The organism is Acinetobacter sp. Marseille-Q1618 (assembly GCF_902809855.1).
Lineage (GTDB): Bacteria > Pseudomonadota > Gammaproteobacteria > Pseudomonadales > Moraxellaceae > Acinetobacter.
The window spans coordinates 277,255-301,626 of sequence record NZ_CADDWJ010000002.1; the positions used below are offsets into that span (position 1 = coordinate 277,255).

Here is a 24,372-nt window from a genome sequence, read left to right on the forward strand (position 1 = left end):
TGACTTGAGCGCTGTATTTTCTTATTGTATCTGTTGTATTGTTGAATAATGAGTTTACTTTTTTGTTTTCACTATTCTTATTATTTGTAGTGCTATTTTAAAACATAGATTATTGCAATTTGATTAAATAATTTAAGAAATAAAAAAACCATGTAAATTTTGATTACATGGTTTTTAATTTTTACCGCATGAAAATATCTTTATTATTTTACAGAATCTTCGTGTAATGATTCATTCAGTTGATCCACAACCGTTGCCCACTCTCCATCTGAACTCAACTTTTCATCTAAAAACTGACGTTGCGCATCCGTCCAGAAGTCTGCTTGGGTTAAAAAAGTATCTGCATCAAGTTGATGTGTTTCAATGAATTGGGCAATTGCTGCTTCGCTTGCATCTAAACCGAGTTGTTCAAATAAATTGGTCATTCTTGGACGTGTTTGGCTCATTTCTTTTCTCCAGATCAAGATAAAATCTTTGCTTTCAACATAACATTTTTAGTTTTAAAATGAAGTATAAATTTATTCAAAATAATCAAAATCTTGACGATTATTTTTGAAAATAACATTTACAAGTTCAGATATATATGTACAAACCATTATGTTTTAATGATTTTAAAGTCATGCGCTTAAATGTAGTTTTATAAAAATATTGATCAGGTCTTTAAAATGATGATTTGGATCGCTTTTTATATTGTCATGAGCCTATTACATAAATGGATCATTTCTTGGGGTGGTGCCAAAATCATCCAAGGTTGGAAATCTTTTTTTGTCTTGGGTTGGTTTGCATGGGATTGGAATGTAGAACAAATTCGATTCTATGCAGTACTTAGTTGGATTATTTTTACCCTCATTTTTGTATTAGGCTGTTTTAACTCACAATTTCGTCAAGAATATTTATCTTAATTTTTAAATACTTAAAGAACAAGCAATATCAGATCACATTGCTTGTTTTGAGTTTTTGCTTGTTTTAAGTTTTCGAAAAATCAAATCGACCAATCTTGAATATCCCAGCCTTGTTCTTTTGCCAAAGCCGCTAAACGATCATCAGGATTTACCGCAATTGCATGATCTGCATACTCCAACAAGAAGCGATCATTGATCGAATCGGAATATGCCCACGACTCTGTCACATCACGCCCTTCAAGCCATTGATCTAAACGTGCCAATTTACCCTTTTGATAACACGGAATATTAATGACTTTACCTGTGTATTTTCCATCAACTACTTCTGCATTGGTCGCAATGATTTCGGTAATCCCAAACTCACGGAAAATCGGTGCAGTAATAAAGTCCGATGTTGCGGTGATTCCCACTAAAGCATGTCCTGCATCTTGATGACGTTGAATCGCCTCAAAACCTTTGGGACGCATTTGTGGACGAATCACTTTTTGCATAAAAAGTTGATGTAATTCTGTTAAATAGGCATTGTCATGTTGCGTCAAAAACTCAAAGACAAATTCATTATAGGCAATCGGATCCAGTTGCCCAGCTTTATAGTCTTCATAAAACTTATCATTCATTGCACGATGATGAATCGGATCGACCAAACCTTCTTTGACTAAAAACTCCCCCCAAGAATGGTCTGAGTCGGTATTTAATAAGGTGTGATCAAGGTCAAACAGCGCCAATTTCATGAAAATACTCGTGCAAACTGAAAATTAAGAAAAAAAATGTAAATCTATCTCCGCTAGTCGATAGAAATTCGTTAAGATCATAGCAATTTTACAACATTATTACTTTGACTTTGTCGAGTTGGACTAAAGAGTGAATGTCCCCATATACAAAGTCAATGAAATTCACAAAATTTAGGTAGCCAAATGATCGATTCAGAAGGTTTCCGACCCAACGTCGGGATCATTTTGGCAAATGATATTGGACAAGTTTTATGGGCAAAGCGCATTGGTCACAATGCATGGCAATTTCCTCAAGGAGGTATCCAGTTTGGAGAAACTCCTGAGCAAGCTCTTTTTAGAGAACTACGAGAAGAAGTTGGGCTCCTACCAGAGCACGTCCAAATAATTGCACAAACCGAAGGTTGGTTGCATTATCGTTTGCCGCTTCGATACATTCGTTCGGATTCCGATCCCGTATGTATTGGACAAAAGCAAAAATGGTTTTTATTAAAATTGGTAGCATCAACGAACTATATTCAGTTGAACCTATCTGATCCGCCAGAGTTTGACCAATGGCAATGGGTTAGCTATTGGTATCCGCTGGGTCAGGTGGTGAATTTTAAACGTGATGTTTATCGTAAAGCAATGATGGAGTTGTGTATGCAAATGCCACAATTTTTACCTGAAGTTTCTATAAAAATCTAAAGATTTTTTGAGAGGCTACTGTTATAAATAAAAGTGAAATTATACATTTGAGCACAATCCTACTATAAGGAGCATATATCCCATGTCGAACATGCAACTAGACACCCTAAGACGTATTGTCCAAGAAATTAATACGTCTGTCAGCTTGCATGAGTCTTTAGAAATCATGGTCAATCAAGTTTCTGAAGCGATGCATGTCGATGTATGCTCCATTTATTTACTCGATGAGCGTAATCAACGCTTTGTCCTCATGGCGACCAAAGGACTCAACCCCAATGCTGTAGGCAATGTTTCATTGCATACCAGTGAGGGCTTGGTCGGTTTAGTCGGACAACGTGAGGAAATTGTCAACTTAGACAATGCGCCGAAACACGAACGCTTTTTATATCTCCCTGAAACTGGCGAAGAGATTTATAACTCTTTCCTCGGTGTCCCTGTGATGTATCGCCGTAAAGTCATGGGCGTTTTGGTGGTACAAAATAAAGAACCCCAAGATTTTAGTGAAGCGGCTGAATCATTTTTAGTCACTTTATGTGCCCAACTTTCGGGTGTGATTGCACATGCACATGCAGTAGGTAATATTGACGTTTTCCGTAAGCCAAACAGTTTACCGACCTATAAAACCTTTCAAGGAATTTCAGGCTCAGGCGGGATTGCGATTGGTCGTGCCATTATTCTCTATCCACCTGCAGATTTGGCGGCTGTGCCAGATCGTGAAGCCGATGACATTAGTGAAGAATTACAACTTTTAGATCATGCGATAGCATCTGTACGTAATGAAATTCAATCACTTGATGACAAAATGCAAGATGCGCTCATGGCAGAAGAGCGTGCGCTGTTTAGCGTATTCTTACGCATGTTAGATGAAAATGCCTTACCTTCTGAGATCAAGACTGAAATCCGTGATGGCAATTGGGCACAAGGTGCGGTACGTATTGTGATTGACAAACACATTGCACTATTTGCACAAATGGAAGATGACTATTTGCGTGAACGGGTTTCAGATCTAAAAGACCTTGGTCGTCGTATATTGGCCTATTTACAAGAAGCAGATTCAAGTCATCGTGAACTGACTGATGAAAGCATTCTTATTGGTGATGAAATTTCTACTGCGGCTTTGGTTGAACTGCCTGTCGATAAAATTGCAGCGATTGTCACCACTGAAGGTGCGATGAACTCACATATGGTCATCGTCGCACGTGCGCTCGGCATTCCAACTGTCGTGGGTGTGACTGAACTTCCAGTCAATACACTTGATGATGTGGAAATGATCGTCGATGCACATCAAGGACGGGTTTTTATTAATCCACCACGTCGTATGCGTACTCGTTATAAAGAGATCCAAAAAGAAGAAGAGCAAATTGCCAAAGACCTTAAACAGTACGAAACCAAAGATGCCATTACTCCTGATGGTATTGCTGTTAAGTTGTATGTGAATACAGGCTTAATGATTGATGTAGTACGTGGCGTGCAACGTGGTGCCAAAGGCGTTGGTTTATATCGTTCTGAAATTCCATTTATGCTGCGTGAGCGCTTTCCGGGTGAAGAAGAACAACGGGCAATTTATCGCCAACAACTCAGCCACTTTGCTAATAAACCTGTGGTCATGCGGACACTAGATATTGGTGCGGACAAAGATTTGCCTTATTTCTCGATTGAAGAAGAAAACTCAGCATTAGGTTGGCGTGGTGTTCGCTTTACCCTTGATCATCCTGAAATTTTTTCTTCACAAATCCGTGCCATGCTCAAAGCCAGTATTGGTTTAAATAACTTACATATTTTATTGCCAATGGTCACCAGTGTCAGTGAGGTGGAAGAAGCTTTATACTTACTAGATCGTGACTGGCATGCTGTTCAAGAAGAAGAACAAGTTAAAATCACCAAACCAAAAATCGGCATCATGGTCGAAGTTCCAAGTGTGCTTTTACAAATTGATGAATTTGCGCCTTTAGTAGATTTCTTCTCTGTTGGTTCAAATGATTTAACTCAGTATTTATTGGCTGTTGATCGTAACAATCCACGTGTTGCGAACGTTTATTCACATGCACACCCTGCTGTATTACGTGCTTTGACACGTTTAGTAAAAGAATGTCATAAGTATGATAAACCTGTCAGCATTTGTGGAGAAATGGCGGGCGATCCATTGAATGCGATTTTGCTGATGGCAATGGGCTTTAATACCCTATCAATGAGTTCAAGTAATATTTTACGTGTGCGTAAAGCAATTTGTCATGTGCCTATGCCAGATGCAAAAGAGCTATTAGAGCAAGCATTGAAAATGAATAATCCATTGATGGTAAGAAGTTTGCTTGAATATTATTTTAAAACCCATGGTCTGGGAGATATGGTGAAAAGTACAACACGTGTAGTCAGTTATAGTTAAAACTATGCATAAAAATAAAAGCCATTAAAACAAAAAGGTCGATAATCATCAGAATATCGACCTTTTTTGTGTTTAGCATAACCACGTTTTGCATCTTTTTTTCGATCTACAAAAGTTTGGCTTTTGTTAAAATCGTGCATGTGTTTTGCCACAAAGTTGTGAGTCACAAGCTCTGGCACTACTTTTTTCTTTGCCATTTTATTTACCTTTTTTAATACCCATCAAAATAAGATGGGAATGTGATATTACGCCTTTCTGCACAAAATACAAGCATTTTAATAAAATATTTTAGCATAACTATCAATATCTTACAAAAATATAAAGATCTCATTTTATATTAAACAGCCACCCTTTACAGGATGGCTTCATCAATTAAAATTAGCGATTTGAATCAAGTACTTCGTTATTACTAATGACTTGTTGTGCTTTGCTATAGCTTTCCATAAGCAACTGATATGCAGGGAAAATTTGCGTATAAACTTGCGCCCATTCTGCTGCATCTTCACGATTCCAAGTCTTTTGGATTTCAGAAGCAACCGCTGCGGTATCCATCGGGACTACACCAGCTTGAACCATGCGTGCCAATGTAATTTCCTGCGCCATTTTACTATATGTCCCAGAAGCATCAACCACTACAAATACTTTGTAGCCTTCTGCAACTGCACTGATTGCAGGGAAAGCCATACATACGCTGGTAATTGTTCCTGCAATGATCAATGTTTTTTTACCCGTCGCTTTTACCGCTTGTACAAATTCAAGATTATCCCAAGCGTTGATTTCACCTTTACGCGCGACATACTGCGCATGTGGTGCATTTTGATGAATTTCAGGGATCAATGGACCATTTGGACCTTGTGGTACTGAAGCCGTTGTAATGACTGGAATATTTGCTAATGATGCAATTTTCGCCAAAGCAGATGCACGTTGACGTAATTCAGTCATTGGCATATCACCTACGGTTTGAAATAAACCACTTTGATGATCGATCAATAACATTACTGAATCTTTAGGATCAATCACTGGGCGTTGACCGTTAAAATTTGCTGGTGTAGACATTTTTATTACCTTCATGTTTATTGGTGTGTTTATAATATTAATAATGCAACAATATTTATTAAATACCAAAAATATGACACATTGTCCTAAGACGTAAACAATAAAATAGTTTTTAAATAAGGTGAGCCAATGAAAGATCTAAATGATCTCTACTATTTTGCAAAAGTAATTGAATACGGTGGGTTTTCGGCAGCAAGCAATGAATTAATGCTGACAAAATCATTATTGAGTCGCAGAGTAGCAGCGTTAGAAAAACGCTTAGGTGTCAAATTATTAAATAGAACGACTAGACAAATTTCCATCACGGAAGTCGGAAAAATTTATTATCAGCACTGTAAAGCGATGTTGATTGAAGCCGAAGCTGCGGATGAAGCTATGCAAATGCTGAGCGCAGAACCTACAGGAACTGTAAAAATTTCCTGCCCTACTAATTTATTGCATATTAATATCAGTCAAATGCTAAATAAATTCTTAATACAATATCCCAAAGTAAAACTGCATGTTGAGGCCACCAATCGTAAAGTTGATTTAATCAATGAACGTTATGATGTTGCCATTCGTATTCGCCCTTTGCCTTTAACGGACAGTGATTTGATTGTTCGTGATTTGGCTATTTCAAAGCAATATATTGTGGCAAGTCCTGATTTGGTCAACCAACGTTTTAAACTCCAGTCTTTAGATGACTTACATCACTGGCCCATTTTGATGATGGAATCGTTCGCACCTGAGTATCATTGGAATTTATTTAATCAAAACAATGAACATTATTATTTTAAATGTGACCCTCGGCTCACCACCACTGATTTAGTCGCATTACATTCTGCAACCTTACAAGGTTTAGGTGTAGCAAAACTCCCCGAATTGATCAGTAGAGAAGACATAAAAACGGGACGTTTAGTTAAAATCATTCCTGAATGGGAACCAAAACCAGAATTAATTCATCTTGCTTATACCTCACGTAGAGGACAACTGCCATCCGTCAAAGCATTGATTGATTTTTTAGTTGAAGAATTTAGAACAACTCAAACGACATAAGAATTGAATAAGTAAAAAGACCAACATTGACTATTTTATCTTGGTCTTTTTATGAAATGATCTTTATTTTTTAAAGCAAATTGATTCTAAAATAAACACAGAGATAACAGTAGCTTAGTTCTAAATCCTTACGATAATTTACATAAATTTTCATTAAATCACAAAATAATTAAATCTTTTCAAGAAGATAAATTTGCTTTATTTTAAAAACGTATATATATTGTATATACATTTTTGATAATCACCTTTGGGGATAAATACGTTATGGCTGAATTACCCAAAAAAACAAAGGTGAATAAAAAAGATGGTCAACTCTTAATTCGCATTAATAGTGCTGAGCGGGATGAGTTCTTACACTTATGTGACAACCTAGATACCAGTGCAGCACGAGAATTAAGAAAATTTATCCGTAGTTTTATCAAAAAACATCAGCCAACGGATACCAAAACTAAGGAGTAACATGATGTCTAAGCAAGTTAAATCTTTAAAGAAAAAAATCAAAGCGCGTTTGGATAAAATCTCTAAACACGAAGGCAAATTGAAAAAGCTTAAAAAAGAGCTTAAAAAACAAAAGTAATCTCATTTAAAGATTTGAGCTTATGCTTTAAATAAGTAATTGCTCTAAGCCAATAAGGGATAAGTTTTTCGAAACTTATCCCTTATGCCATTCCATGTCATAATTCATAAAAGATAGAGAAATTTGCTAAATCCTTTTGAGTTAAGGCGCTCAATCCTCTGTTCACTTTTAAAACACAAAAAGCCCAACAAGATCACTTGTTGAGCTTCATGGTATTATTCATCTTATTTTATAGATGATAAATAGTGGTTATTCAGCTTTTTCTTCAGCCTTAACACCCTTTTGATACAGTGTGTAGATATAAATCGGAATATTTAAATCTTCTAAATGCTTATATACCCAAGGACGGACTTCATCCCAGTCCAAACCACCTACACCTGTTGCTAAACGAGGTAAAGCAAGGCTTTCTATCTTCTCATCAAGTACCACTTGTCTGAGTGCTTTCAGTGTACTGTTCACATATTCAATAGAAGCTTTACCTGGTTTTGCGCCTTTATCATAAGCAGCTTCTTGAGTCATGAGGTTAATAATGCGTTGCCCTTCAGCATTTACCCAAGTCCACAATTCACCTGATTTTGGATGATAAATATGGCAATAATTTCTAAAATCTTTATATAAAGCAGGCCAATGTTCTCTTAAATTTAAAGCCAAACCACTTGCAAAGTTATCATTTGGTGCAACCCCATGCGCAATTGCACGTGCTTCGCTCAGTAAAATATCTCCAGAAACTTCATAGATCATGAACGATCTCCTCTATTTAAAATTATCATCTTTCTATCTTTCTATTTCTAATATGGCGGATTTATTTATTATTTTCATGTATTTTACATCAACAATCGAGTCACATTTTATGCTTAAAAATTATTCAAAACAATGTTAATATATTGATATAAACACAGCACTTTTAAAGCTTAAAATAAAGCATTGCTTCTATTATCATCTTACACCTAAAACAACGAGTAAAAACATATGTTTATAAAATTATTTTTATTTCAAAAATAGTTAGCTTATTGATGATTTTTTATAAAGATAATCAAATAAATATTTTCAATTCATATATAAATAAAAATATAAAAGTGTCTTAAATAATGATTTATCCGATACAAATTTAATAAAACCATTTATAAAAATAGTTTATATACTTTTGGAAATAATATAGTGCATGCTAAACCAAACATGATACATGCTAATGCTTTGATCAGTATCTGTTGGGCTGTTTTTTGATTGAGTAACATTTTTAATTTAACTGCGCCAAAAATATAAAGCCCACCAACAAGCAATAAGATTATTCCTGTGAATAAAATGAGCAATAAACTAATTTTTGTCAGTGATTGAAAGCCAAAAATTACAGGAACCAATGCCAAATAAAAAGAAATGGTTTTAGGGTTGCTTAAAGTGATCAATAAGCCATCACGGTAAGCTGAAATCCTATTTTTTGTGTTTAATTCACTTATTTCATTGAATAAATTTCCATTAAAATGCCAATACTGATAAGCCAAATACAACAAATAAAAGCTACATAAGATATCCAAGTAAAATGAAAAACTTGCATTGAGTTGGTTGAAATATGCAATTAACACAAGTGAAGTAGATAAAAAAATTAAGTCTGCGGTAATCAAGCCAAAAAGCATGAATATTCCACTTTTATATCCATGGGTTAATGTTTTGAACATTAACCCTGTCATGCCTGGTCCAGGAATAAGTGCAGCTAAAATTAGTGTAAATAAATAGGTCGAAATTTGGGTGAAATATTCCATTGCAATACTCTTATAAAATATTGCATTTATTTTTTTACAAAAACCAAGGTAAAGCTGATCTTTTTATTCCCTTAAAACCAAATAAAAGGGTATAAACAACCTAGATACTGTATTTTATAGGTAAATAATGTCTTTGATTACAATTAATAAAACAGATAGCAAGATTTTAGAAATTCTTCAAACTGACTCACGGATCACCAACGCTGAACTTGCAGAAAAAATTGGGATGTCTGCTTCACCTTGTTGGCGACGTGTAAAACACTTAGAAGATACTAAAATCATTAAAGGCTATGGCGTATTACTTGACCGTAAAAAAATCGGGTTAGGAGTTATGGTTTTTATTCGAGTTTCAATTGACAGCCACAGTGAAAAAGAAGCCAAAAAATTTGAAGAAGAAGTGACTGCCTTAGAACATGTCGTTGCCTGTTATAGCATTGGTGGCGATGCTGATTTCCTTCTTCAAGTCGTTTCACCTGATTTGGATACCTATGCTGATTTTTCAATGTCTATCATTCGACGTTTGCCAGGCATTAAAGAAATGCAAAGTATGTTTGTTTTAAAGGAAATTAAACCTTTTTTGAACTTCCCTATTCAAAGCACCCAGCTAAAATAAATCTGCATTGAGCATTGAAGAAGTTGGTATCATAGCAACTTCTTCAATTTTTTTTACATTTTTAATCTGCCCATGCTCTTGCTAATAATCGTTTAACATCCACCACTTTTGCATCTACCATCCCTACAACTCGTCCATGAAACTCACTATAACGCGTTTGGATAAAGGCCTCTGAGACATAATCAGGTGCATATTGCTTAAGTAAAATTGCTTGCGCCAAAATCACCAAACGGCTGACCAAGCTCCGTGCCATAAATTGCAATTCATGTGCTTGTAAGCCACTAAATAGTTTCAACAAAGCCTGTAATTCATTGTGTAAAATTACATCCTGAGAAGCAACTTTGGCAAAAGATTGGAACAATACTTCGATGGATTCACGATCACGCTGAATAGCACGTAATACATCCAGACACATAACATTGCCAGAGCCCTCCCAAATGGTATTAACAGGTGCTTCTTTGAAAATACGCGCCATGATGCCTGTGTCGACATAACCATTTCCACCAAAAACTTCCATCATTTCGCCTGTGAGCTCAACTGTGCGTTTACACACCCAAAACTTAGCCGCTGGGGTCATGATGCGCTTCCATGCAAGTGACAAGGCATCATCTTGTTCATAGCAATGCGCAAGATGAAAACTCAGTTGCATCGCTGCTTCAGTTTCTAAAGCCAAATCAGTAAGAACTGCTTGCATCAAAGGTTGTTCTGCTAAATGCTTTCCAAAAGCTTTGCGCTGACGGGTATAGGCAAGGCATTGCGTCAATGCTTGTCGGAGCATGGCACTTGAACCGACTGAACAGGTTAAACGTGTGTAATTCGCCATTTCGATAATGGTGGGAATACCACGTCCTGCTTCTCCGATCATGATGCCCCATGCGTTTTTAAACTCGACCTCTGAGCTTGAATTACTACGATTTCCGACTTTTTCTTTTAAACGTTGTACTTGAATGTTGTTTTTTATCCCGTCCTCTAGCCAGCGAGGCACAAAGAAACACGCCAAACCATCTTGTTCAGTTTTTGCCACAACCAAATGTGCATCACACATGGGTGCCGAGAAAAACCATTTGTGTCCTGTGAGTAAATAGGCTTTGCCACGACCTGATTCAGCCACAGGAACTGCAAATGTTTCATTGGCACGGACATCTGAACCACCTTGTTTTTCAGTCATGCCCATACCCAGCCAAATTGATTTCTTTTGGGCAATCGGTAGATCACGCTCATCGTATTCATTGGACAATAATTTTTCACCAATTTTTGCCCACAGTTCAGGTTCATTTTGAATCAGTGGAATACTGCCCAAAGTCATTGAGTTTGGACATAAATTGCCACACTCCACTTGTCCTGCTAAAAAGAATCTTGCCGCCCAATCGACCCATTTTGAAGTAGAGTGTGAATGACTAAAGGGATAAGCATGACTGGAATATTGGCGGTTGATTGCCATCCATTTATGCCATGCAGGGTGAAACTCTACAAGGTCTTTACGGCGACCACGTGCATCAAAACTTTGTAACTCTGGTGTATGTCGGTTGGCTAAGTCTGCGTATTGATAATATTCAGTTGAACCGATGATCTGCGCAAACTCAGTTAAAGTATGATGATCTTGGCTGCCATAACGTTGCAAGATTTCCTGTAATACTTGATCTGTGCTGAACAGATTGTAGTTTTGTAGCTCATCGAACTGATTACTGATCTGATGGGTTTGCCAATCTTGTACTGTATCCATCCTAAATGCTCATCTTGTTGTTTTGCCTAATTGCATTCAGTATAGAAGAAAATGCATTCATTGGTGTTCGGATTAGTTTTATGGCTTTAGCTGCGATTAATGTACGACGTAAACCACGTCAATCAAGGGCGCGCATCACACAAGAAGCTTTGATAGAAAGTTTTGTTCGGCTTTTACATGAACGCCCTGCCCATAAGATCACGATTCGGGAAATCACTGAGCTTGCAGGTGTAGGATTAGGGACTTTTTATGAGTATTTTTCTAAGAAAGAAGATTTGATTGCTCTGACCATTCATCAGCATGTGAAAAATAATGCCGAAGCTTTAAAAAGTTATGCACAAAGTCGATATGAGTTATCCACAAATCTGACTTTGGAGAGTTATTTACAGCAGATCATTCAGTTTCAGTTACAACAAATTCAGGCTGAGCAGTTTTTATGGGCGCAAACTTTTTTATTGGAACGCCAGATTTCCAGTATTGAAATTTATCAGAAAAGTTATGCCATGATGGTTCAAATGTGGCAGCATGTACTTGCTTCATTCATAACAGATACAACACAGCTCAACCATGTCAGTCTAAATGTACAAAGAATTTGCTATGGTTTTGTATCACAAACATTGTTGATTGAACCGACGTTTAAAGAATGGGGACATTTAGAGAAAGATATTGTCCAAATGCTAAAAAATTTGATTTAAGCAAAATAGTAATTTCAATGTCTTATTCATCTAACTTGATCCAGCATATTGATTTCATATTGAATATTAACCAACCCAATGTTCGAAAAATATTGAGCTCAGCGTACCATTTAGCACGCTAGCAATCATAAAACACTGAGCAGCATCTCAGGCTTTCAAAAATAGAAAGCACTTGATTTCCGAGTATTCATGTCAATTTAAAACACTAATCAATCGCTTTTTCCACTTATTTAGACCTTTATATTCCATTTGTCAAATAACATTGAAAATATTACATTCAGTATGCAGGTATATATTTTTAAACTAGTTATTTTCAGTTTCAACACGCTCAAAATGACTTTAAACAACATCGCTTTGTCATATTGTAATTTTAGAATGAATTAACAAAACGGTTAATGTCATATCTGCTGAAGCATGTTATCCATATTTACGATGGGAACATTCCTCAAAATGCATGATGAGAATAATGGAGAAATAAGATGAGCCAAGACGATATTAAAAAGTGCCCAGTCACCCACCTAACCACTGATGTTGGTGCTCCTGTAGTGGACAACCAAAACAGTATGACGGCAGGTGCTCGTGGTCCATTACTTGCACAAGATTTATGGCTCAATGAAAAGTTAGCCAACTTTGTTCGTGAGGTGATTCCTGAGCGCCGTATGCATGCCAAAGGTTCTGGTGCATTTGGTACATTTACAGTAACACATGACATTAGCAAATATACACGTGCTAAAATTTTCTCTGAAGTCGGCAAAAAAACTGAAATGTTCGCTCGCTTCTCTACCGTTGCAGGTGAACGTGGTGCTGCAGATGCAGAACGTGATATTCGTGGTTTTGCACTAAAATTTTATACTGAAGAAGGGAACTGGGATCTCGTGGGTAACAACACCCCTGTATTCTTTATGCGTGATCCACGTAAATTTCCAGATTTAAACAAAGCTGTTAAACGTGACCCAAAAACCAACAAACGTAGTGCAACCAATAACTGGGATTATTGGACATTATTGCCAGAAGCATTCCACCAAGTGACCATCGTCATGTCGGATCGTGGTATTCCTGATGGTTATCGTCATATGCATGGTTTTGGTAGTCATACCTATAGTTTTATCAATGATCAAAATGAACGTTTTTGGGTAAAATTCCATTTCCGTACCCAACAAGGCATTAAAAACTTAACGGATGCCGAAGCAGAAGCAATCATTGCCAAAGATCGTGAAAGCTCACAAACTGATTTATTTAATGCAATTGAACGTGGCGATTTCCCAAAATGGAAACTGCAAGTTCAAATCATGCCTGAAACTGATGCAGAAAAAGTACCTTATCATCCATTTGACTTAACCAAAGTTTGGCCACATGGTGACTATCCTCTGATCGATGTGGGTGAGTTTGAATTAAATCGTAATCCTGAAAATTATTTCCAAGATGTCGAACAAGCAACCTTTGCACCGAGCAACCTTGTTCCTGGCATTAGTTATTCTCCAGACCGTATGCTACAAGCTCGTTTAGTCAACTATGCTGATGCTGCTCGTTATCGTGTAGGTGTTAACCATACTCAAATCCCTGTCAATGCAGCACGTTGTCCAGTCCACTCTAACCGCCGTGATGGTCAAGGTCGTATGGATGGGAACTATGGCAGCTTGCCACACTATGAGCCAAACAGCTTTCACCAATGGCAAGAACAACCACAATACAAAGAGCCACCTTTAAAAATTACAGGTGATGCAGATTTTTGGGATTATCGCCAAGATGATGCAGACTATTTCAGTCAACCACGTGCATTATTTAATTTAATGAAACCTGAGCAACAACAGGCTTTATTTAACAATACTGCGGCTGCGATGGGTGATGCCTTAGATTTCATCAAATATCGTCATATTCGTAACTGCTATGCGTGTGACCCAGCATATGGTGAAGGTGTAGCGAAGGCGTTGGGGATGACTGTTGCTGATGCTCAAGCTGCTCGAGCAACTGATCCAGCACAAGGTAATCCTGGTTTGCTCTAAGTTACAAGTAAAATTGAAAACCACCTTCGGGTGGTTTTTCTTCATTTATAAAGTTGCTATAGTCTAACTTTACAGTGTTGAAAAATAAAAAATGAATAAAAATATCGAGAACATTATTGCAATGCATGACATTGTATTATTTGATGAAATATGTGTGCTGTGTAATGCTTGGGCAAAATTTTTAATCAAATATGATCACACAGCGCAATTTAAACTTGCTTCGGTACAGTCTGCGCTTGGGCAAGCAATTTTAAAACATTATCATATGCCTTTAGATCAGTTTGACACCATGTTGGTCATTCAAAATGGGCAAGCCTATACCGAATCTACAGCATTTTTAAAAGTGATGGACAGTTTAGGTCGACCATTTTCTAGTCTAAAAATTGGCTATCTATTTCCAAAACGTATGCGTGATTTTTTATATCGACGTGTAGCACAGAATCGTTATGGTTTGTTTGGTACGACAGATTATTGTTTATTCGCTTCTGCTGAAAATAAACAGCATTTTTTGGAAAATGTCGTTTATGCAACAGTCTAAAGCTATTGATAAGGTTTTATTTATATTACATTTTACTTTGGCAATGATATGGATTTATCAAGGCAGCGTTCCCAAATTAATGTTTCATGCACTCGATGAACAACGCTTGTGGGAATTACACGGTTTAGATGAGCTGACCATGTTGATGCTGGTTGATGTTGCGGGTTTGATGGAAATTATTTTTGGTGTGTTATTTCTGCTCTTGAAGCAGCGCAAGATCTTACACTATTTCAATATGGCAGCCATGCTTGGGCTCAGTATATTTATTTTATTAACTGATGTGACCTATTTCCAACAAGCTTTTAACCCTTTTGTAATGAATCTTGCCATAGCAACATTGTCAGTTGTCGCGATTCAACTCATGAATATTCAGCACAACCAAAACATCACATCCTAACATTTTGACCAAAATCTTCTTTCCAACCTTTGGTTTCATTGGCAATTTGTTTAGCCAATTTTGCTTTCACTTCTTTGATCAATAACGCACGCGCCTGACCATGAACAAAACGTGCCTTATAACGGCTCTGCATACTTTGAATATAACCATTCAGCGCTTTTTTCTGCTGGTTATTTTTAGGTGGAGTATTTAAAAATTGCAAATAATCCTCTTGCGGATGGTTTGTGAATGGATCACCCATGACATCTTCTACATAAATCTCGGCACTGATTAATTTAACCATACCTTTTGAGTCAACTGAATAAACTTGCTTACGCACACCATATGGAAAAGTCCACAGCCCCTGTCGATCTCCTGCTGCCCAATATGTATAAAAAATGAGTTGATCATTTTTAACTTCAAAATCGCCCAATTCAATGGTGAGAATACTGCAATCGCCTGTACTTAAACGTTGGGTATGCGTTAAAAGTTTTTTAGCACCACGATACAACTCAATATTGTCTTGTTCAAAACCTTCTTCATTTTCGCTTTGCGTAGTTTTAATCTCAAAATGATGTCGATTAATCGTAAAAGTCTTTGCTTGTACAGTAACATTGCCAAACATCAATAAAATCAACATCATTGGCTTGACTATTTTCATTATTTTTCTCTTTTTATGCATGAAATAAAAAGTTATTGCTGATCTTTATGCCAACTTTGTAGTAGATCAGATAATTCTAAGCAGGCTACTCACACGCCATCATAGGGAAAAGCAGTGGAAGTAAGGCTTGTAATTCAGTCTATTCTCTGTAACCTTAAATTATCCATGCCATCCTTCAACTGCTTTGTACTTAGCTAAACGATTAACTTACGCCCTTCTTTTATACAATAGAACGGATTCATCAACTTAGATGTATTTTTCATTGCATGATGTAAATCAAGTTCAGGCTGTTCTCGGCTTTCATCGGTCAACTGGAAAGTCCGATAGTGAATTGCCAATGAACGTTTTGCTTGCAAATCAATATGCGCTTGAAAGGCATCTTGTGGATTCATATGCATATACTTCATTAAATTACGTGGCTCATACGCCCCAATAGGAATCAGCGCAATACGTGGTGAACCTAAACGCTTTTGAATCTCTTTGAAATGCCCTGAGTAGCCCGTATCTCCTGCAAAGAAAAAATGCCCATGCTGTGAAATAATAGAAAAACCACCCCACAGTGCTGCATTTTGGTCACGGAAACCACGCCCTGAGCCATGTTGTGCAGGGGTATAGACGATTTTTAAATTTTTAAATAATGCAGATTGCCACCAATCCATTTCAATGACATGCCAATCATTTGGTAAATAATGGCTATTGCCTAAACCTGTATAAATCGGCATTGCAAATTTACGATGTAACCAACGCAAACTGGCGATATCCATATGATCATAATGATTATGACTGAGTAACACTGCATGAATCGTCGGTAGATGCTCCAATGCAATCCCTGCTGGAATCACACGTTTAGGACCACGCCCTTGTTTTGGGCTGACATGATCTGCCCAGACTGGGTCTGTTAAAAAATTATAAGGTCCGATTTGCAACAATACGGTTGCATGTCCAATAAACCAAATTTGCCAATCATTTTCTGAGGCATTTGGGCGGTTTTGGGGCAAAGCGCGTGGTGTTGCATAAAACTCAGCAGCTTCTTTGCTTGAGTCGACACCCCAAGTTGAAGACTTGCGTGTACTGAGCCATTTCACTAAGTCCCAACGGCGATTGCCTTCAGGGCGACGCACAGGATTAAAAAAGTTTTCACCATTATGATGATCTGATGCCAATACTTTAAATACAGGTCGATACCACGTATGTGATAGGCAGCTTTCAGTTTCTAAACGATAATGGATCTGTTGTGTAGGAACGGTCGCTACAACTTCTTCGGTATTTAAAGTACGATCTTCAACCGAATTCTGTTCAATCTCTTTTGACATTACGACTCTAAACGCCCTTTCATTCTTTCTAACCACATTTGTTGGGTTTGCGGTTTAATAAACAACGCAATAATTTCAGGATGAATCTCTCTGATCTTGGTTTCAATACGATTGACACAAGCTTCGATATCATCTGAAGTTAAATTATCTTTAAATTCTAAACTCAATGAGGCAAGTACTTGATGAGCACCCATTTGTTCAGTTAGAACACCATTGGCATACTGCACAGCAAAATCTTCCCTCGCCACTTTTAACACATTTTCACGTAATTGTGGATGAGCAATTTCACCCAACAGCAATCCTTTCGTTTCTCTTGCTAAAAGTAAAGCGGATATCGCCAAAACGATACCAATCAAAATGGAAGAAATACCATCTATCACTGGCATGTTCAACTGATGTGCCAGAAAAATCCCGATCAATGCAATAAACAAACCTATCAGTGCTGCCGAATCTTCAAACAATACAGTAAAGGTTGTCGGATCTTTACTGCGTTTAAATGCTTCGAAGTAGCTCATTCTACCTTTTAATTTTTTAAAAGACTTTAAAGCAACAAACCAAGAAGTCCCTTCACACAGAATCGCAATCACTAACACAATATAATTGACATAAGGTGATGTGATTTCTTCGGGATGTAAGACATGCTGCACACCTTGATAAATCGATACAATTGCGCCCAAAGCAAAAACCAATAATGAAACAATAAATGCCCAAAAATACAACTCTCGCCCATAGCCAAACGGATGTTTGGCATTTGCGGGTTGTTGTGATTTCTTCATACCATGCAGCAGTAGTACTTCATTGAGTGTATCTACAACTGAATGAATCGCTTCACTGAGCATTGCAGAACTGTTTGTGATATAAGCAGCCACAAACTTTACAAATGCAATCGCAAGATTACCGAAAAGTGCTGCATATACCACAATTTTGTTGGAATCTGACATTTATTGTCCTGTTTATTGTCATCAAATACAGTGATTTGATTTTTCTCTGCATTTTAAGCCATATTAGTTAAACCGCATGTATATTTCCTTTAATTTTTGTTGCTGTTCACGATTGAGCGATCTTTTTATGCAAACCGAAATTCGTTCATCTCAACCTGATCAACATCCTGCACTATTTTCTGTTTGGCAACGCTGTGTGGATGCCAAACAACATTCTTTTCAACAACAGCATATTTTAAAAATACGAGAGCTTTTAACCGTACATCATTATTTTGAACATATGCAGTTGTTTCATATCGAACTAAATCAACAAATTATCGGCTTTATTGGGATTGCTTATCGTAAGATAGAAATGCTCTATGTACATCCTCAATATGCAGGACTCGGCTTTGGTTCAATGCTGTTAAAATATGCTTTAAAGTTGGGTGTTCAAGAAGTGGATGTTTTTGAAAGCAATCAAAAGGAATTTAAATTTTATCAAAAGCATGGTTTTCAGCTGAGCGCTCGTTCCAAATGGGATGCGCAAGGTTATCCATGTTCGACTTTACATTTACGTTTTCATGCACACTCTTAAAATAAAAGTTTTATAATATATTTTTGAAATGATTTTTCGCTCCCAATCATAAATTGAGACGCGGAAACGTCATCCACAGTTGTTTGAGGCAGAATTATTAATGATTGATAATGTTTTCGCAATACATCAATCAATTTATGGTATTTGTCGAGTTCTGTGGATGACAATGGTTTTGCCTACTTTTGCCGAAACAAAAGTAGGTCGAGCCGAAGGCTAGTCCCTAAAGATAAATTTTAGATGCAAGACTCCGTCGAAAACAAATTACTTATATTATGTTATTTTCCAAAAATGGTATTATTTTCACATGACCAAACACATAAAAAAGCCTGAGTAAATCTACTCAGGCTTTTTTGCATAAACTTAAATTTATTTAACTAATTTACGTAAATCTTGGCTTAAATCTAAATATTTATCTGCTTCAAATGGCGTTTGTTTGCTAATCAATTTTTTCAAATGACGCATTTCTTTGGCTGCATTGACCGTAATCCCACCCACAATCACGCCATCTGTCACACCAAAAAGTACAAACGATGATGCATCACCTTGTTCTGGATTCATTTCACCACGCACGATCCATTCAGCCGCTGCCATATCACCAACAAATTGGTAGTTAATATTTAGCTGATCTGTCCAGAACCATGCAGGATTAAGCGGAGGATGTTCTACCCCCATCACATGACGAGCGAAAATACCCGCTTGTAAGTTTGCATTTTCCCAAGTTTCTACACGGCGGTGATTACCACAATCACGCAGTTGTGTTGCAACATCCCCTGCTGCATAAATGTCAGGATGTGAGCTTTGGCAGTTATTATTCACTTTAATCGCGAAATCGACCTCTAAGCCTGCATCTACAGCTAATTGGGCATTTGGAATAATCCCAATCCCATAAATCACGGCATCGGCACGCAGTTCTTCACCCCCTTCTAAGGTGATCACGACTTCTTCACCCTGCTGATTTTGCTCAAGATGGCAATCGGCAATCTTGGTTTCTAGACGGACATCAACGCCTGCAAGACGTTGCTGCGCCAATAAAAATTCACTTAAGATACGTGGCGATGAACGCCCCATTACCATTGCACCCATTTCGACCACAGTCACTTGACACTCTTTTGCACGTGCAGAAGATGCAAGTTCAAGACCAATCACGCCACCACCGATTAGGACTATACGACGTCCTGCTTGCAATACAGGCACGAGTGCTTGTGAATCTTCAAGATTACGAAGCGTATAAACGTGTTTTCCTAATGCATCAAAGTTTGGCAAACGACGTGCTGCACCACCTGTTGCAAGTAACAATTTATCAAATGCAACAGTTTCACCATTTTTCAGTTCAATGGTTTTCACATCGCTATTGATTTTCACCACAGCATTGCCACGAATATGCTCAACGCCTAAATCTACTAATTTTTGTTCCGAAAGAATCTCAATCTTGGTATCTTCAGGTTTTAAGATCACATCTTTGGACAATGGTGGACGTTCATACGGTAGATGGGTTTCATCACCCACCAAAATGATTTTGCCTTCATATTTGTTGGCACGAAGTTCTAAAATGGCGCTTGCACCAGCTTGACCAGCACCAACAATCACGATGGTTTGAATATCATTTTGGTTCATGGGATTGTATCCTTAATTTATTTCAACTCAGCAGATACGATGCCGAAGCCCGCAATCCACTCACTAATATCTTCATAGCAACGTGTAGTCATGTGGTATTCACCGACTTCATGCAATGCTGCAAATGCTGCCATCCACGAGCGAACTTCTTGACCACCACGTCCACCTTCCGCACGAATCTCAGCTTCTGTCATAGCTTCAAGCGTAGCGAAGTCAGCTTTGGCAAATGTTTTAAGCAATGCACGATCCCATTCAGGATTGAGTGGTACAGCAACTGATTTATCCCCCGCAGCAAGTTTTTGTCCCACTGCGATGATTTTGCCTTGACGGGTGTTACGTGCTTCCTCAGTAGGATTGCGTCCACAAATCAAAAACTCTTCAACTTCAGGAGATACAGCACCCATTTGCGGTGTGGGTGGATCATGAGAAAGACCACCTGTTCCTAATACCAACACACGCTCATTTTCAAGATTTAATGACTTAATGAACTGACCCACAGCACGACCAAGTGCTACTGTACGCTTGGTGGTTGGCATAGGTGCTGCAGCACCATTAATGAAAATAGGAATGGTTGGATAACGGTCTAATTGTCCATGACACAAGAAATGTAAAGGTTGGGTTACTCCATGATCAGCTTGCATACGATATGAGTACGCAACATCCACACCTTCGTCCAATACACAACGAACCAGTTGAAGTGCTGTATCTTCAGGCACATTGATCTGATCATTGTCTTTGCCATAATCCCAGTCACCTGCAGCTTTGGCACGAATCCCCACGCAGAAACTTGGCATAAGGTCATAGAAGAAACCATTAAAATGGTCTGGCCCAAAAGTAATGATCAAGGTTGGATCATACGCTTCGATTTCTTTGGCAAGTTGAGCAAAAGTTTCACGAACTTTTTGCTCTTTATTGTGTTCTTGTGGGGAAGCAAATTCCATTAAAGGACTGTGCGATGCACAAATGAGCTTAACAGGCATGTTGGACTCCAGAATAGAAGTAATGACGCTACTTCTTAATCTCCCCTAACCTCTCTTTAAAAAGAGGCGAACTGTCGAATATAAAAGACCCATCTAAATTCGAAATACTCCCTCCTTTGGAAAAGGTGAGGAGCATGTTCCACAAGGGGAGGATTTGATCTATGAATAGTTAAGTAAATCAATTACTCATCAAAGAAACCTGCACGTGGTTGGCGTAAACCACGAATGCCCAAACCACATTCTGCATTAATCAATACACCTGTGAGCGGGCGATTATTTTGGCGAGAAGCCAACAGCACATATGACCCTGTCATATCTTCAGGTTCTGGTAAAAAGTTCAGTGGCATACCACGTGCAATTTTCTCTGGATCACGTGCATCAAGCAGACCAAGTTTGTCTTGACCTAATGATGCAGCACCTTTGATATTGACATTCATGCCTGATGGCGCAACGGCATTCACACGTACTTTAGGGGCAAGCTCATAAGCCAACTCTTTCATAATCCCTACACCTGCATGCTTAGACGCGGTATATACAGGACCTCCGCCTGCCGAATACAGCGCGGAGTTAGACAGTGTGAAAATGATTGAGCCTTCCGATTTAACCAACTCATCTAAAGCTGCTTTTGCACCCAAAATGAGTGATTTGGTATTGATGCCCATGATTTCATCAAAGGCTTTTTCAAGCTGCTCACCCGACGTATTGACGAGGTCGGCATAATGATCCCAGATGCCTGCATTACCAACAAAACAGTCAAGTTTTCCAAAGCGTTCTACAGTTGCATTTACTGCACGGACATTGTCTTCATAGTTGGCAACATCACCAGTGATCGCAACAATTTGCTCACCGAAGTGTTCTTTTAGCGCATCAACTTTGTCTTGTGAACGTTGAAGAACCGCAACTTGTGCACCTTCTTCTAAAAAACGCTCGACCAAAGCCCAGCCTAAACCTGAACCACCACCTGTGATTAATGCAACCTCACCTTGTAGCCAACCCATGATTACTCTCCTGCCATTTCAACAAATAACTGACCATCTTCCACAATCACTGGGAATGTTTTGATTGGATCAGTTGCAGGCAAGCACAGTGCTTGCCCTGTTTTTAAACAGAAACGTGCAGAATGCAGTGGGCATTCCACCGTACCGTCATCCTCAAGATAACCTTCAGACATTGACGCATTACCATGTGAACAACGGTCATTCATCGCAAAGAACTCACCGTTATTGTTAAATACAGCAAGCGCTTCGATACCATTTACGCCACAATCAACTTTAAGGGCTTCGCCTTCATCCAATTCATCAACTTGGCAAACAAAAATTTTATTCATTAGAAGAACACGCTCAGGTTATGTGAGTTGTAAGTCACTTGATCCAATGTGATCTTACGATCAAAAATTTGGAATCCTAGACCACCTTCCACTTGACGAAGTTTGTCACGACGTTTACCACAGTAAATCGTCACATCTTTTTCTTTTTGCGTACGGTAGAGTAAATACGTCACATACACATCGTATTCATCAGCCACTTCTGTCGGCTCTACGATGACATTGGAAACCATGTGCGTAGTACGTGACGGTGGCTCTTCTGCCCATGCCATCCCTGTTTCTAGACGTGCAACACGACGTTCCAATAAATGTTTATTGTCGTTAAATACCCAAGTTGTGGGTGGTTCAACTGAACGACGACGGTCACGGGTTTGCGCATTTGGTGTCGTACGCAAAGTATAAGAAATGTCTTCTGCAAAAAGTTCTAGCCAATCACGGAATTTCCAATCATCGAGCAATTTTGCTTCGCGATATAAAAATTGGCTGATTTGGTGTTGAAGTTCTAGACTGACTAAACTCATTTTACAAGCTCCTTCTCATATGCTTCCGCAGCAGCTTCTACATCTTCCCATTTCTCATGGATCAATAAGTCTGCCCAACGGCGGTACATACCACGTGCTGCAGTTTCAGAGAAAATGTAGTTGGTGATCCCAGGAATACCATCTTCACGAACTTTTTCGTTGCCTTTACCCATTTCCATGATCAAGCGGTTTTGGCGCGCTTTATAACCACGTAAAACTTTTTGGATTTCAATCCAGTTTTCAGAGTCATCTTGCTCTAAGAAACCTGCTGGACCAAAGGCACGTGTTGCAGAGCGTTCAAATGCTTCTTTCACTTCTTGTGACGCTTCAGCATCAGCAATACAAAATGCCCATACTTCAGTTTTGTTTGGACCACGTGGATGCCATACACGAAGCGTTGCAGTACCGTTCAACCAAGACAAGGTTGGGAACATGGTATTGTGACCTGCAAGACGTAAAGCACGAACTTCACCTAAACGCTCTTTCACTTCTTCATAAGTTTCACGGAAATAGTTTGCAACTTCACCATCTACCCATACGTTTGCATCTGGTTTTTCAGTAAAGAAGAAGCCTGAACCGTGACCACGTGAACCGTATTGGATCGCATCTTTGGCAGTTTCCCAAACAGGACGTGCGGTTTGTGCTGCACCCAATTGCTTCGAGGCATCATCATCTGGTTTTGCACCTAAAACTTGGATTGCAGAAGCATGTGAGAACAAGGCATGGTATTGGTCAGATGCAAACTGTTCTGCTGCAAATTTCCAGTTACATTCGATTTCCCATTTATGCACACCACCGATGATTTCTGTGCCACCTGGACGACGGTCTAAAACACCATCTAAATACCAAGCGATATCGCCCATATATTCTTCAAGATCAGGTGTGGTTTCATCCCAACAACCGAACACTAAACCTTTATAGGATTTAACACGGTTAACTTCGATTAGCCCCCATTCTTCTTTACATGCGCCTTGTGGGAATGCACGTTCTTCGAGTGGAATATCTTTTAAAGAACCATCTACGCCATATGACCAACCGTGATATGGGCAAGTAAATGCACGGGTATTACCACAGTCTGCGAAACTCACACGCATAGAACGGTGACGGCATTGGTTGAGTAATGCTTTGATCGAGCCATCTTTTTGACGAACCACGATAATTGGATCTTCACCCATATAGGTATTGAAGAAATCGCCAGCTTTAGGAATTTGGCTTTCATGGCAAAGAAATAACCAAGTACGACCGAACACACGTTCAAGCTCAAGTTCGTACAAATCTGGATCAGTATAGATCGATGGTGAGATTCGTCCATTTTGTGCATCGACTAAAGCGTCGATTTCACGCACATCAATTTTTCCACTCATGAAAGCT

27 protein-coding genes are annotated in these 24,372 nt (G+C 38.4%); 11 read left to right on the forward strand and 16 right to left on the reverse strand.

All coding sequences use genetic code 11. The features are described 5' to 3' along the window. Window positions 1-203: 203 nt before the first annotated feature. The gene (locus HUS24_RS08485; RefSeq protein ID WP_171530819.1) at window positions 204-446 is read right to left on the reverse strand and encodes a DUF2789 domain-containing protein; all 243 of its coding nucleotides are present in this window, start codon (window positions 444-446) and stop codon (window positions 204-206) included. A 219-nt stretch (window positions 447-665) separates the two neighbouring features. On the opposite strand from HUS24_RS08485, the gene HUS24_RS08490 reads away from it, so the two are divergent. Continuing rightward, window positions 666-902, forward strand: a complete 237-nt coding sequence (locus tag HUS24_RS08490) for a hypothetical protein (RefSeq protein ID WP_173911647.1) — start codon at window positions 666-668, stop codon at window positions 900-902. Between the two features lie 80 nt (window positions 903-982). On the opposite strand, the gene HUS24_RS08495 is transcribed toward HUS24_RS08490, so the two are convergent. Further along, entirely contained in the window at window positions 983-1,633 is a 651-nt protein-coding gene (locus HUS24_RS08495) for an HAD family phosphatase (RefSeq protein ID WP_173911648.1), read from the reverse strand. Window positions 1,634-1,816: 183 nt separating this feature from the next. Here HUS24_RS08495 and HUS24_RS08500 point away from each other — a divergent pair, with 183 nt between their 5' ends. After that, complete coding sequence (locus tag HUS24_RS08500) at window positions 1,817-2,317, forward strand: RNA pyrophosphohydrolase (RefSeq protein WP_065993396.1); 501 nt, start codon at window positions 1,817-1,819, stop codon at window positions 2,315-2,317. Window positions 2,318-2,399: 82 nt separating this feature from the next. After that, a complete protein-coding gene (gene ptsP, locus HUS24_RS08505) occupies window positions 2,400-4,700 on the forward strand; it encodes a phosphoenolpyruvate--protein phosphotransferase (protein ID WP_173911649.1) in 2,301 nt (766 codons plus the stop codon). Window positions 4,701-4,702: 2 nt separating this feature from the next. Here ptsP and HUS24_RS08510 read toward each other — a convergent pair whose 3' ends face one another. Together HUS24_RS08510 and HUS24_RS08515 are read right to left on the reverse strand one after the other, a co-directional pair. Beyond that, the gene (locus tag HUS24_RS08510; RefSeq protein ID WP_173911650.1) at window positions 4,703-4,897 is read right to left on the reverse strand and encodes a hypothetical protein; all 195 of its coding nucleotides are present in this window, start codon (window positions 4,895-4,897) and stop codon (window positions 4,703-4,705) included. A 181-nt stretch (window positions 4,898-5,078) separates the two neighbouring features. Continuing rightward, entirely contained in the window at window positions 5,079-5,756 is a 678-nt protein-coding gene (locus HUS24_RS08515; RefSeq protein ID WP_173911651.1) for a hydrolase, read from the reverse strand. A gap of 129 nt (window positions 5,757-5,885) precedes the next feature. On the opposite strand from HUS24_RS08515, the gene HUS24_RS08520 reads away from it, so the two are divergent. Both HUS24_RS08520 and HUS24_RS08525 read left to right on the forward strand, forming a co-directional pair. Then, a complete protein-coding gene (locus HUS24_RS08520) occupies window positions 5,886-6,791 on the forward strand; it encodes a LysR substrate-binding domain-containing protein (protein WP_173911652.1) in 906 nt (301 codons plus the stop codon). A 264-nt stretch (window positions 6,792-7,055) separates the two neighbouring features. Continuing rightward, entirely contained in the window at window positions 7,056-7,250 is a 195-nt protein-coding gene (locus HUS24_RS08525) for a hypothetical protein (protein ID WP_171530824.1), read from the forward strand. Between the two features lie 367 nt (window positions 7,251-7,617). Here HUS24_RS08525 and HUS24_RS08530 read toward each other — a convergent pair whose 3' ends face one another. Then, window positions 7,618-8,109, reverse strand: coding sequence for a macro domain-containing protein (locus tag HUS24_RS08530; RefSeq protein ID WP_171530825.1), 492 nt, complete (start codon window positions 8,107-8,109; stop codon window positions 7,618-7,620). 380 nt (window positions 8,110-8,489) lie between these two features. After that, entirely contained in the window at window positions 8,490-9,125 is a 636-nt protein-coding gene (locus tag HUS24_RS08535; RefSeq protein ID WP_173911653.1) for a LysE family translocator, read from the reverse strand. Between the two features lie 127 nt (window positions 9,126-9,252). On the opposite strand from HUS24_RS08535, the gene HUS24_RS08540 reads away from it, so the two are divergent. Further along, window positions 9,253-9,738, forward strand: coding sequence for an Lrp/AsnC family transcriptional regulator (locus tag HUS24_RS08540; protein ID WP_173911654.1), 486 nt, complete (start codon window positions 9,253-9,255; stop codon window positions 9,736-9,738). Between the two features lie 61 nt (window positions 9,739-9,799). Here HUS24_RS08540 and HUS24_RS08545 read toward each other — a convergent pair whose 3' ends face one another. Further along, a complete protein-coding gene (locus HUS24_RS08545) occupies window positions 9,800-11,461 on the reverse strand; it encodes an acyl-CoA dehydrogenase family protein (RefSeq protein WP_173911655.1) in 1,662 nt (553 codons plus the stop codon). Window positions 11,462-11,541: 80 nt separating this feature from the next. Between HUS24_RS08545 and HUS24_RS08550 the strand changes: the two genes are divergently transcribed. The 4 genes from HUS24_RS08550 (at window position 11,542) to HUS24_RS08565 (ending at window position 15,094) form a co-directional block, all read left to right on the forward strand. After that, window positions 11,542-12,156, forward strand: a complete 615-nt coding sequence (locus HUS24_RS08550; protein ID WP_173911656.1) for a TetR/AcrR family transcriptional regulator — start codon at window positions 11,542-11,544, stop codon at window positions 12,154-12,156. Between the two features lie 479 nt (window positions 12,157-12,635). Further along, a complete protein-coding gene (locus HUS24_RS08555) occupies window positions 12,636-14,159 on the forward strand; it encodes a catalase (protein ID WP_065993387.1) in 1,524 nt (507 codons plus the stop codon). A 91-nt stretch (window positions 14,160-14,250) separates the two neighbouring features. After that, window positions 14,251-14,697, forward strand: a complete 447-nt coding sequence (locus HUS24_RS08560; protein WP_173911657.1) for a thiol-disulfide oxidoreductase DCC family protein — start codon at window positions 14,251-14,253, stop codon at window positions 14,695-14,697. Next, window positions 14,684-15,094 (forward strand): DoxX-like family protein, encoded by a 411-nt coding sequence (locus HUS24_RS08565; protein ID WP_173911658.1) that lies wholly within the window; start codon window positions 14,684-14,686, stop codon window positions 15,092-15,094. The genes HUS24_RS08560 and HUS24_RS08565 overlap by 14 nt, the downstream gene beginning before the upstream one ends. On the opposite strand, the gene HUS24_RS08570 is transcribed toward HUS24_RS08565, so the two are convergent. From HUS24_RS08570 to HUS24_RS08580, 3 genes are all read right to left on the reverse strand, one after another. Next, a complete protein-coding gene (locus HUS24_RS08570; protein ID WP_173911659.1) occupies window positions 15,084-15,734 on the reverse strand; it encodes a hypothetical protein in 651 nt (216 codons plus the stop codon). The two genes, HUS24_RS08565 and HUS24_RS08570, sit on opposite strands and share 11 nt — an antisense overlap. A 194-nt stretch (window positions 15,735-15,928) precedes the next feature. Continuing rightward, window positions 15,929-17,047 (reverse strand): MBL fold metallo-hydrolase, encoded by a 1,119-nt coding sequence (locus tag HUS24_RS08575; RefSeq protein ID WP_173911660.1) that lies wholly within the window; start codon window positions 17,045-17,047, stop codon window positions 15,929-15,931. Continuing rightward, window positions 17,047-17,988 carry a cation diffusion facilitator family transporter gene (locus HUS24_RS08580; RefSeq protein WP_173911661.1) on the reverse strand — a complete coding sequence of 314 codons (942 nt, stop codon included), beginning with the start codon at window positions 17,986-17,988 and terminating at the stop codon, window positions 17,047-17,049. Before HUS24_RS08580 ends, HUS24_RS08575 begins: the two co-directional genes overlap by 1 nt. A 127-nt stretch (window positions 17,989-18,115) precedes the next feature. Here HUS24_RS08580 and HUS24_RS08585 point away from each other — a divergent pair, with 127 nt between their 5' ends. Beyond that, on the forward strand, window positions 18,116-18,562 hold the full coding sequence (locus HUS24_RS08585; RefSeq protein WP_173911662.1) for a GNAT family N-acetyltransferase: 447 nt from the start codon (window positions 18,116-18,118) through the stop codon (window positions 18,560-18,562). A 366-nt stretch (window positions 18,563-18,928) separates the two neighbouring features. Here the strand turns inward: HUS24_RS08585 and hcaD are convergent, their stop codons facing one another. The 6 genes from hcaD to hcaE all read right to left on the reverse strand — a co-directional run bounded on the left by hcaD (window position 18,929) and on the right by hcaE (window position 24,365). Continuing rightward, window positions 18,929-20,176: a 3-phenylpropionate/cinnamic acid dioxygenase ferredoxin--NAD(+) reductase subunit gene (gene hcaD, locus HUS24_RS08590; protein WP_173911663.1), complete on the reverse strand. Its 1,248-nt coding sequence runs from the start codon at window positions 20,174-20,176 to the stop codon at window positions 18,929-18,931. 17 nt (window positions 20,177-20,193) lie between these two features. Next, window positions 20,194-21,156, reverse strand: coding sequence for a 3-carboxyethylcatechol 2,3-dioxygenase (locus HUS24_RS08595; RefSeq protein ID WP_173911664.1), 963 nt, complete (start codon window positions 21,154-21,156; stop codon window positions 20,194-20,196). 182 nt (window positions 21,157-21,338) lie between these two features. After that, on the reverse strand, window positions 21,339-22,154 hold the full coding sequence (hcaB, locus tag HUS24_RS08600; RefSeq protein ID WP_173911665.1) for a 3-phenylpropionate-dihydrodiol/cinnamic acid-dihydrodiol dehydrogenase: 816 nt from the start codon (window positions 22,152-22,154) through the stop codon (window positions 21,339-21,341). A 2-nt stretch (window positions 22,155-22,156) separates the two neighbouring features. Further along, window positions 22,157-22,483 carry a 3-phenylpropionate/cinnamic acid dioxygenase ferredoxin subunit gene (hcaC, locus tag HUS24_RS08605; RefSeq protein WP_173911666.1) on the reverse strand — a complete coding sequence of 109 codons (327 nt, stop codon included), beginning with the start codon at window positions 22,481-22,483 and terminating at the stop codon, window positions 22,157-22,159. After that, entirely contained in the window at window positions 22,483-23,001 is a 519-nt protein-coding gene (gene hcaF, locus HUS24_RS08610; RefSeq protein WP_173911667.1) for a 3-phenylpropionate/cinnamic acid dioxygenase subunit beta, read from the reverse strand. The genes hcaC and hcaF overlap by 1 nt, the downstream gene beginning before the upstream one ends. Further along, window positions 22,998-24,365 carry a 3-phenylpropionate/cinnamic acid dioxygenase subunit alpha gene (hcaE, locus tag HUS24_RS08615; protein ID WP_173911668.1) on the reverse strand — a complete coding sequence of 456 codons (1,368 nt, stop codon included), beginning with the start codon at window positions 24,363-24,365 and terminating at the stop codon, window positions 22,998-23,000. Before hcaE ends, hcaF begins: the two co-directional genes overlap by 4 nt. Window positions 24,366-24,372 lie beyond the last annotated feature (7 nt).

Bases quoted from the DNA above. Each gene is read 5' to 3' on its own strand.
- HUS24_RS08485 (WP_171530819.1), bottom strand. From the start codon at position 446: ATGAGCCAAACACGTCCAAGAATGACCAATTTATTTGAACAACTCGGT.
- HUS24_RS08490 (WP_173911647.1), top strand. From the start codon at position 666: ATGATGATTTGGATCGCTTTTTATATTGTCATGAGCCTATTACATAAA.
- HUS24_RS08495 (WP_173911648.1), bottom strand. From the start codon at position 1,633: ATGAAATTGGCGCTGTTTGACCTTGATCACACCTTATTAAATACCGAC.
- HUS24_RS08500 (WP_065993396.1), top strand. From the start codon at position 1,817: ATGATCGATTCAGAAGGTTTCCGACCCAACGTCGGGATCATTTTGGCA.
- ptsP (WP_173911649.1), top strand. From the start codon at position 2,400: ATGTCGAACATGCAACTAGACACCCTAAGACGTATTGTCCAAGAAATT.
- HUS24_RS08510 (WP_173911650.1), bottom strand. From the start codon at position 4,897: ATGGCAAAGAAAAAAGTAGTGCCAGAGCTTGTGACTCACAACTTTGTG.
- HUS24_RS08515 (WP_173911651.1), bottom strand. From the start codon at position 5,756: ATGTCTACACCAGCAAATTTTAACGGTCAACGCCCAGTGATTGATCCT.
- HUS24_RS08520 (WP_173911652.1), top strand. From the start codon at position 5,886: ATGAAAGATCTAAATGATCTCTACTATTTTGCAAAAGTAATTGAATAC.
- HUS24_RS08525 (WP_171530824.1), top strand. From the start codon at position 7,056: ATGGCTGAATTACCCAAAAAAACAAAGGTGAATAAAAAAGATGGTCAA.
- HUS24_RS08530 (WP_171530825.1), bottom strand. From the start codon at position 8,109: ATGATCTATGAAGTTTCTGGAGATATTTTACTGAGCGAAGCACGTGCA.
- HUS24_RS08535 (WP_173911653.1), bottom strand. From the start codon at position 9,125: ATGGAATATTTCACCCAAATTTCGACCTATTTATTTACACTAATTTTA.
- HUS24_RS08540 (WP_173911654.1), top strand. From the start codon at position 9,253: ATGTCTTTGATTACAATTAATAAAACAGATAGCAAGATTTTAGAAATT.
- HUS24_RS08545 (WP_173911655.1), bottom strand. From the start codon at position 11,461: ATGGATACAGTACAAGATTGGCAAACCCATCAGATCAGTAATCAGTTC.
- HUS24_RS08550 (WP_173911656.1), top strand. From the start codon at position 11,542: ATGGCTTTAGCTGCGATTAATGTACGACGTAAACCACGTCAATCAAGG.
- HUS24_RS08555 (WP_065993387.1), top strand. From the start codon at position 12,636: ATGAGCCAAGACGATATTAAAAAGTGCCCAGTCACCCACCTAACCACT.
- HUS24_RS08560 (WP_173911657.1), top strand. From the start codon at position 14,251: ATGAATAAAAATATCGAGAACATTATTGCAATGCATGACATTGTATTA.
- HUS24_RS08565 (WP_173911658.1), top strand. From the start codon at position 14,684: ATGCAACAGTCTAAAGCTATTGATAAGGTTTTATTTATATTACATTTT.
- HUS24_RS08570 (WP_173911659.1), bottom strand. From the start codon at position 15,734: ATGAAAATAGTCAAGCCAATGATGTTGATTTTATTGATGTTTGGCAAT.
- HUS24_RS08575 (WP_173911660.1), bottom strand. From the start codon at position 17,047: ATGTCAAAAGAGATTGAACAGAATTCGGTTGAAGATCGTACTTTAAAT.
- HUS24_RS08580 (WP_173911661.1), bottom strand. From the start codon at position 17,988: ATGTCAGATTCCAACAAAATTGTGGTATATGCAGCACTTTTCGGTAAT.
- HUS24_RS08585 (WP_173911662.1), top strand. From the start codon at position 18,116: ATGCAAACCGAAATTCGTTCATCTCAACCTGATCAACATCCTGCACTA.
- hcaD (WP_173911663.1), bottom strand. From the start codon at position 20,176: ATGAACCAAAATGATATTCAAACCATCGTGATTGTTGGTGCTGGTCAA.
- HUS24_RS08595 (WP_173911664.1), bottom strand. From the start codon at position 21,156: ATGCCTGTTAAGCTCATTTGTGCATCGCACAGTCCTTTAATGGAATTT.
- hcaB (WP_173911665.1), bottom strand. From the start codon at position 22,154: ATGGGTTGGCTACAAGGTGAGGTTGCATTAATCACAGGTGGTGGTTCA.
- hcaC (WP_173911666.1), bottom strand. From the start codon at position 22,483: ATGAATAAAATTTTTGTTTGCCAAGTTGATGAATTGGATGAAGGCGAA.
- hcaF (WP_173911667.1), bottom strand. From the start codon at position 23,001: ATGAGTTTAGTCAGTCTAGAACTTCAACACCAAATCAGCCAATTTTTA.
- hcaE (WP_173911668.1), bottom strand. From the start codon at position 24,365: ATGAGTGGAAAAATTGATGTGCGTGAAATCGACGCTTTAGTCGATGCA.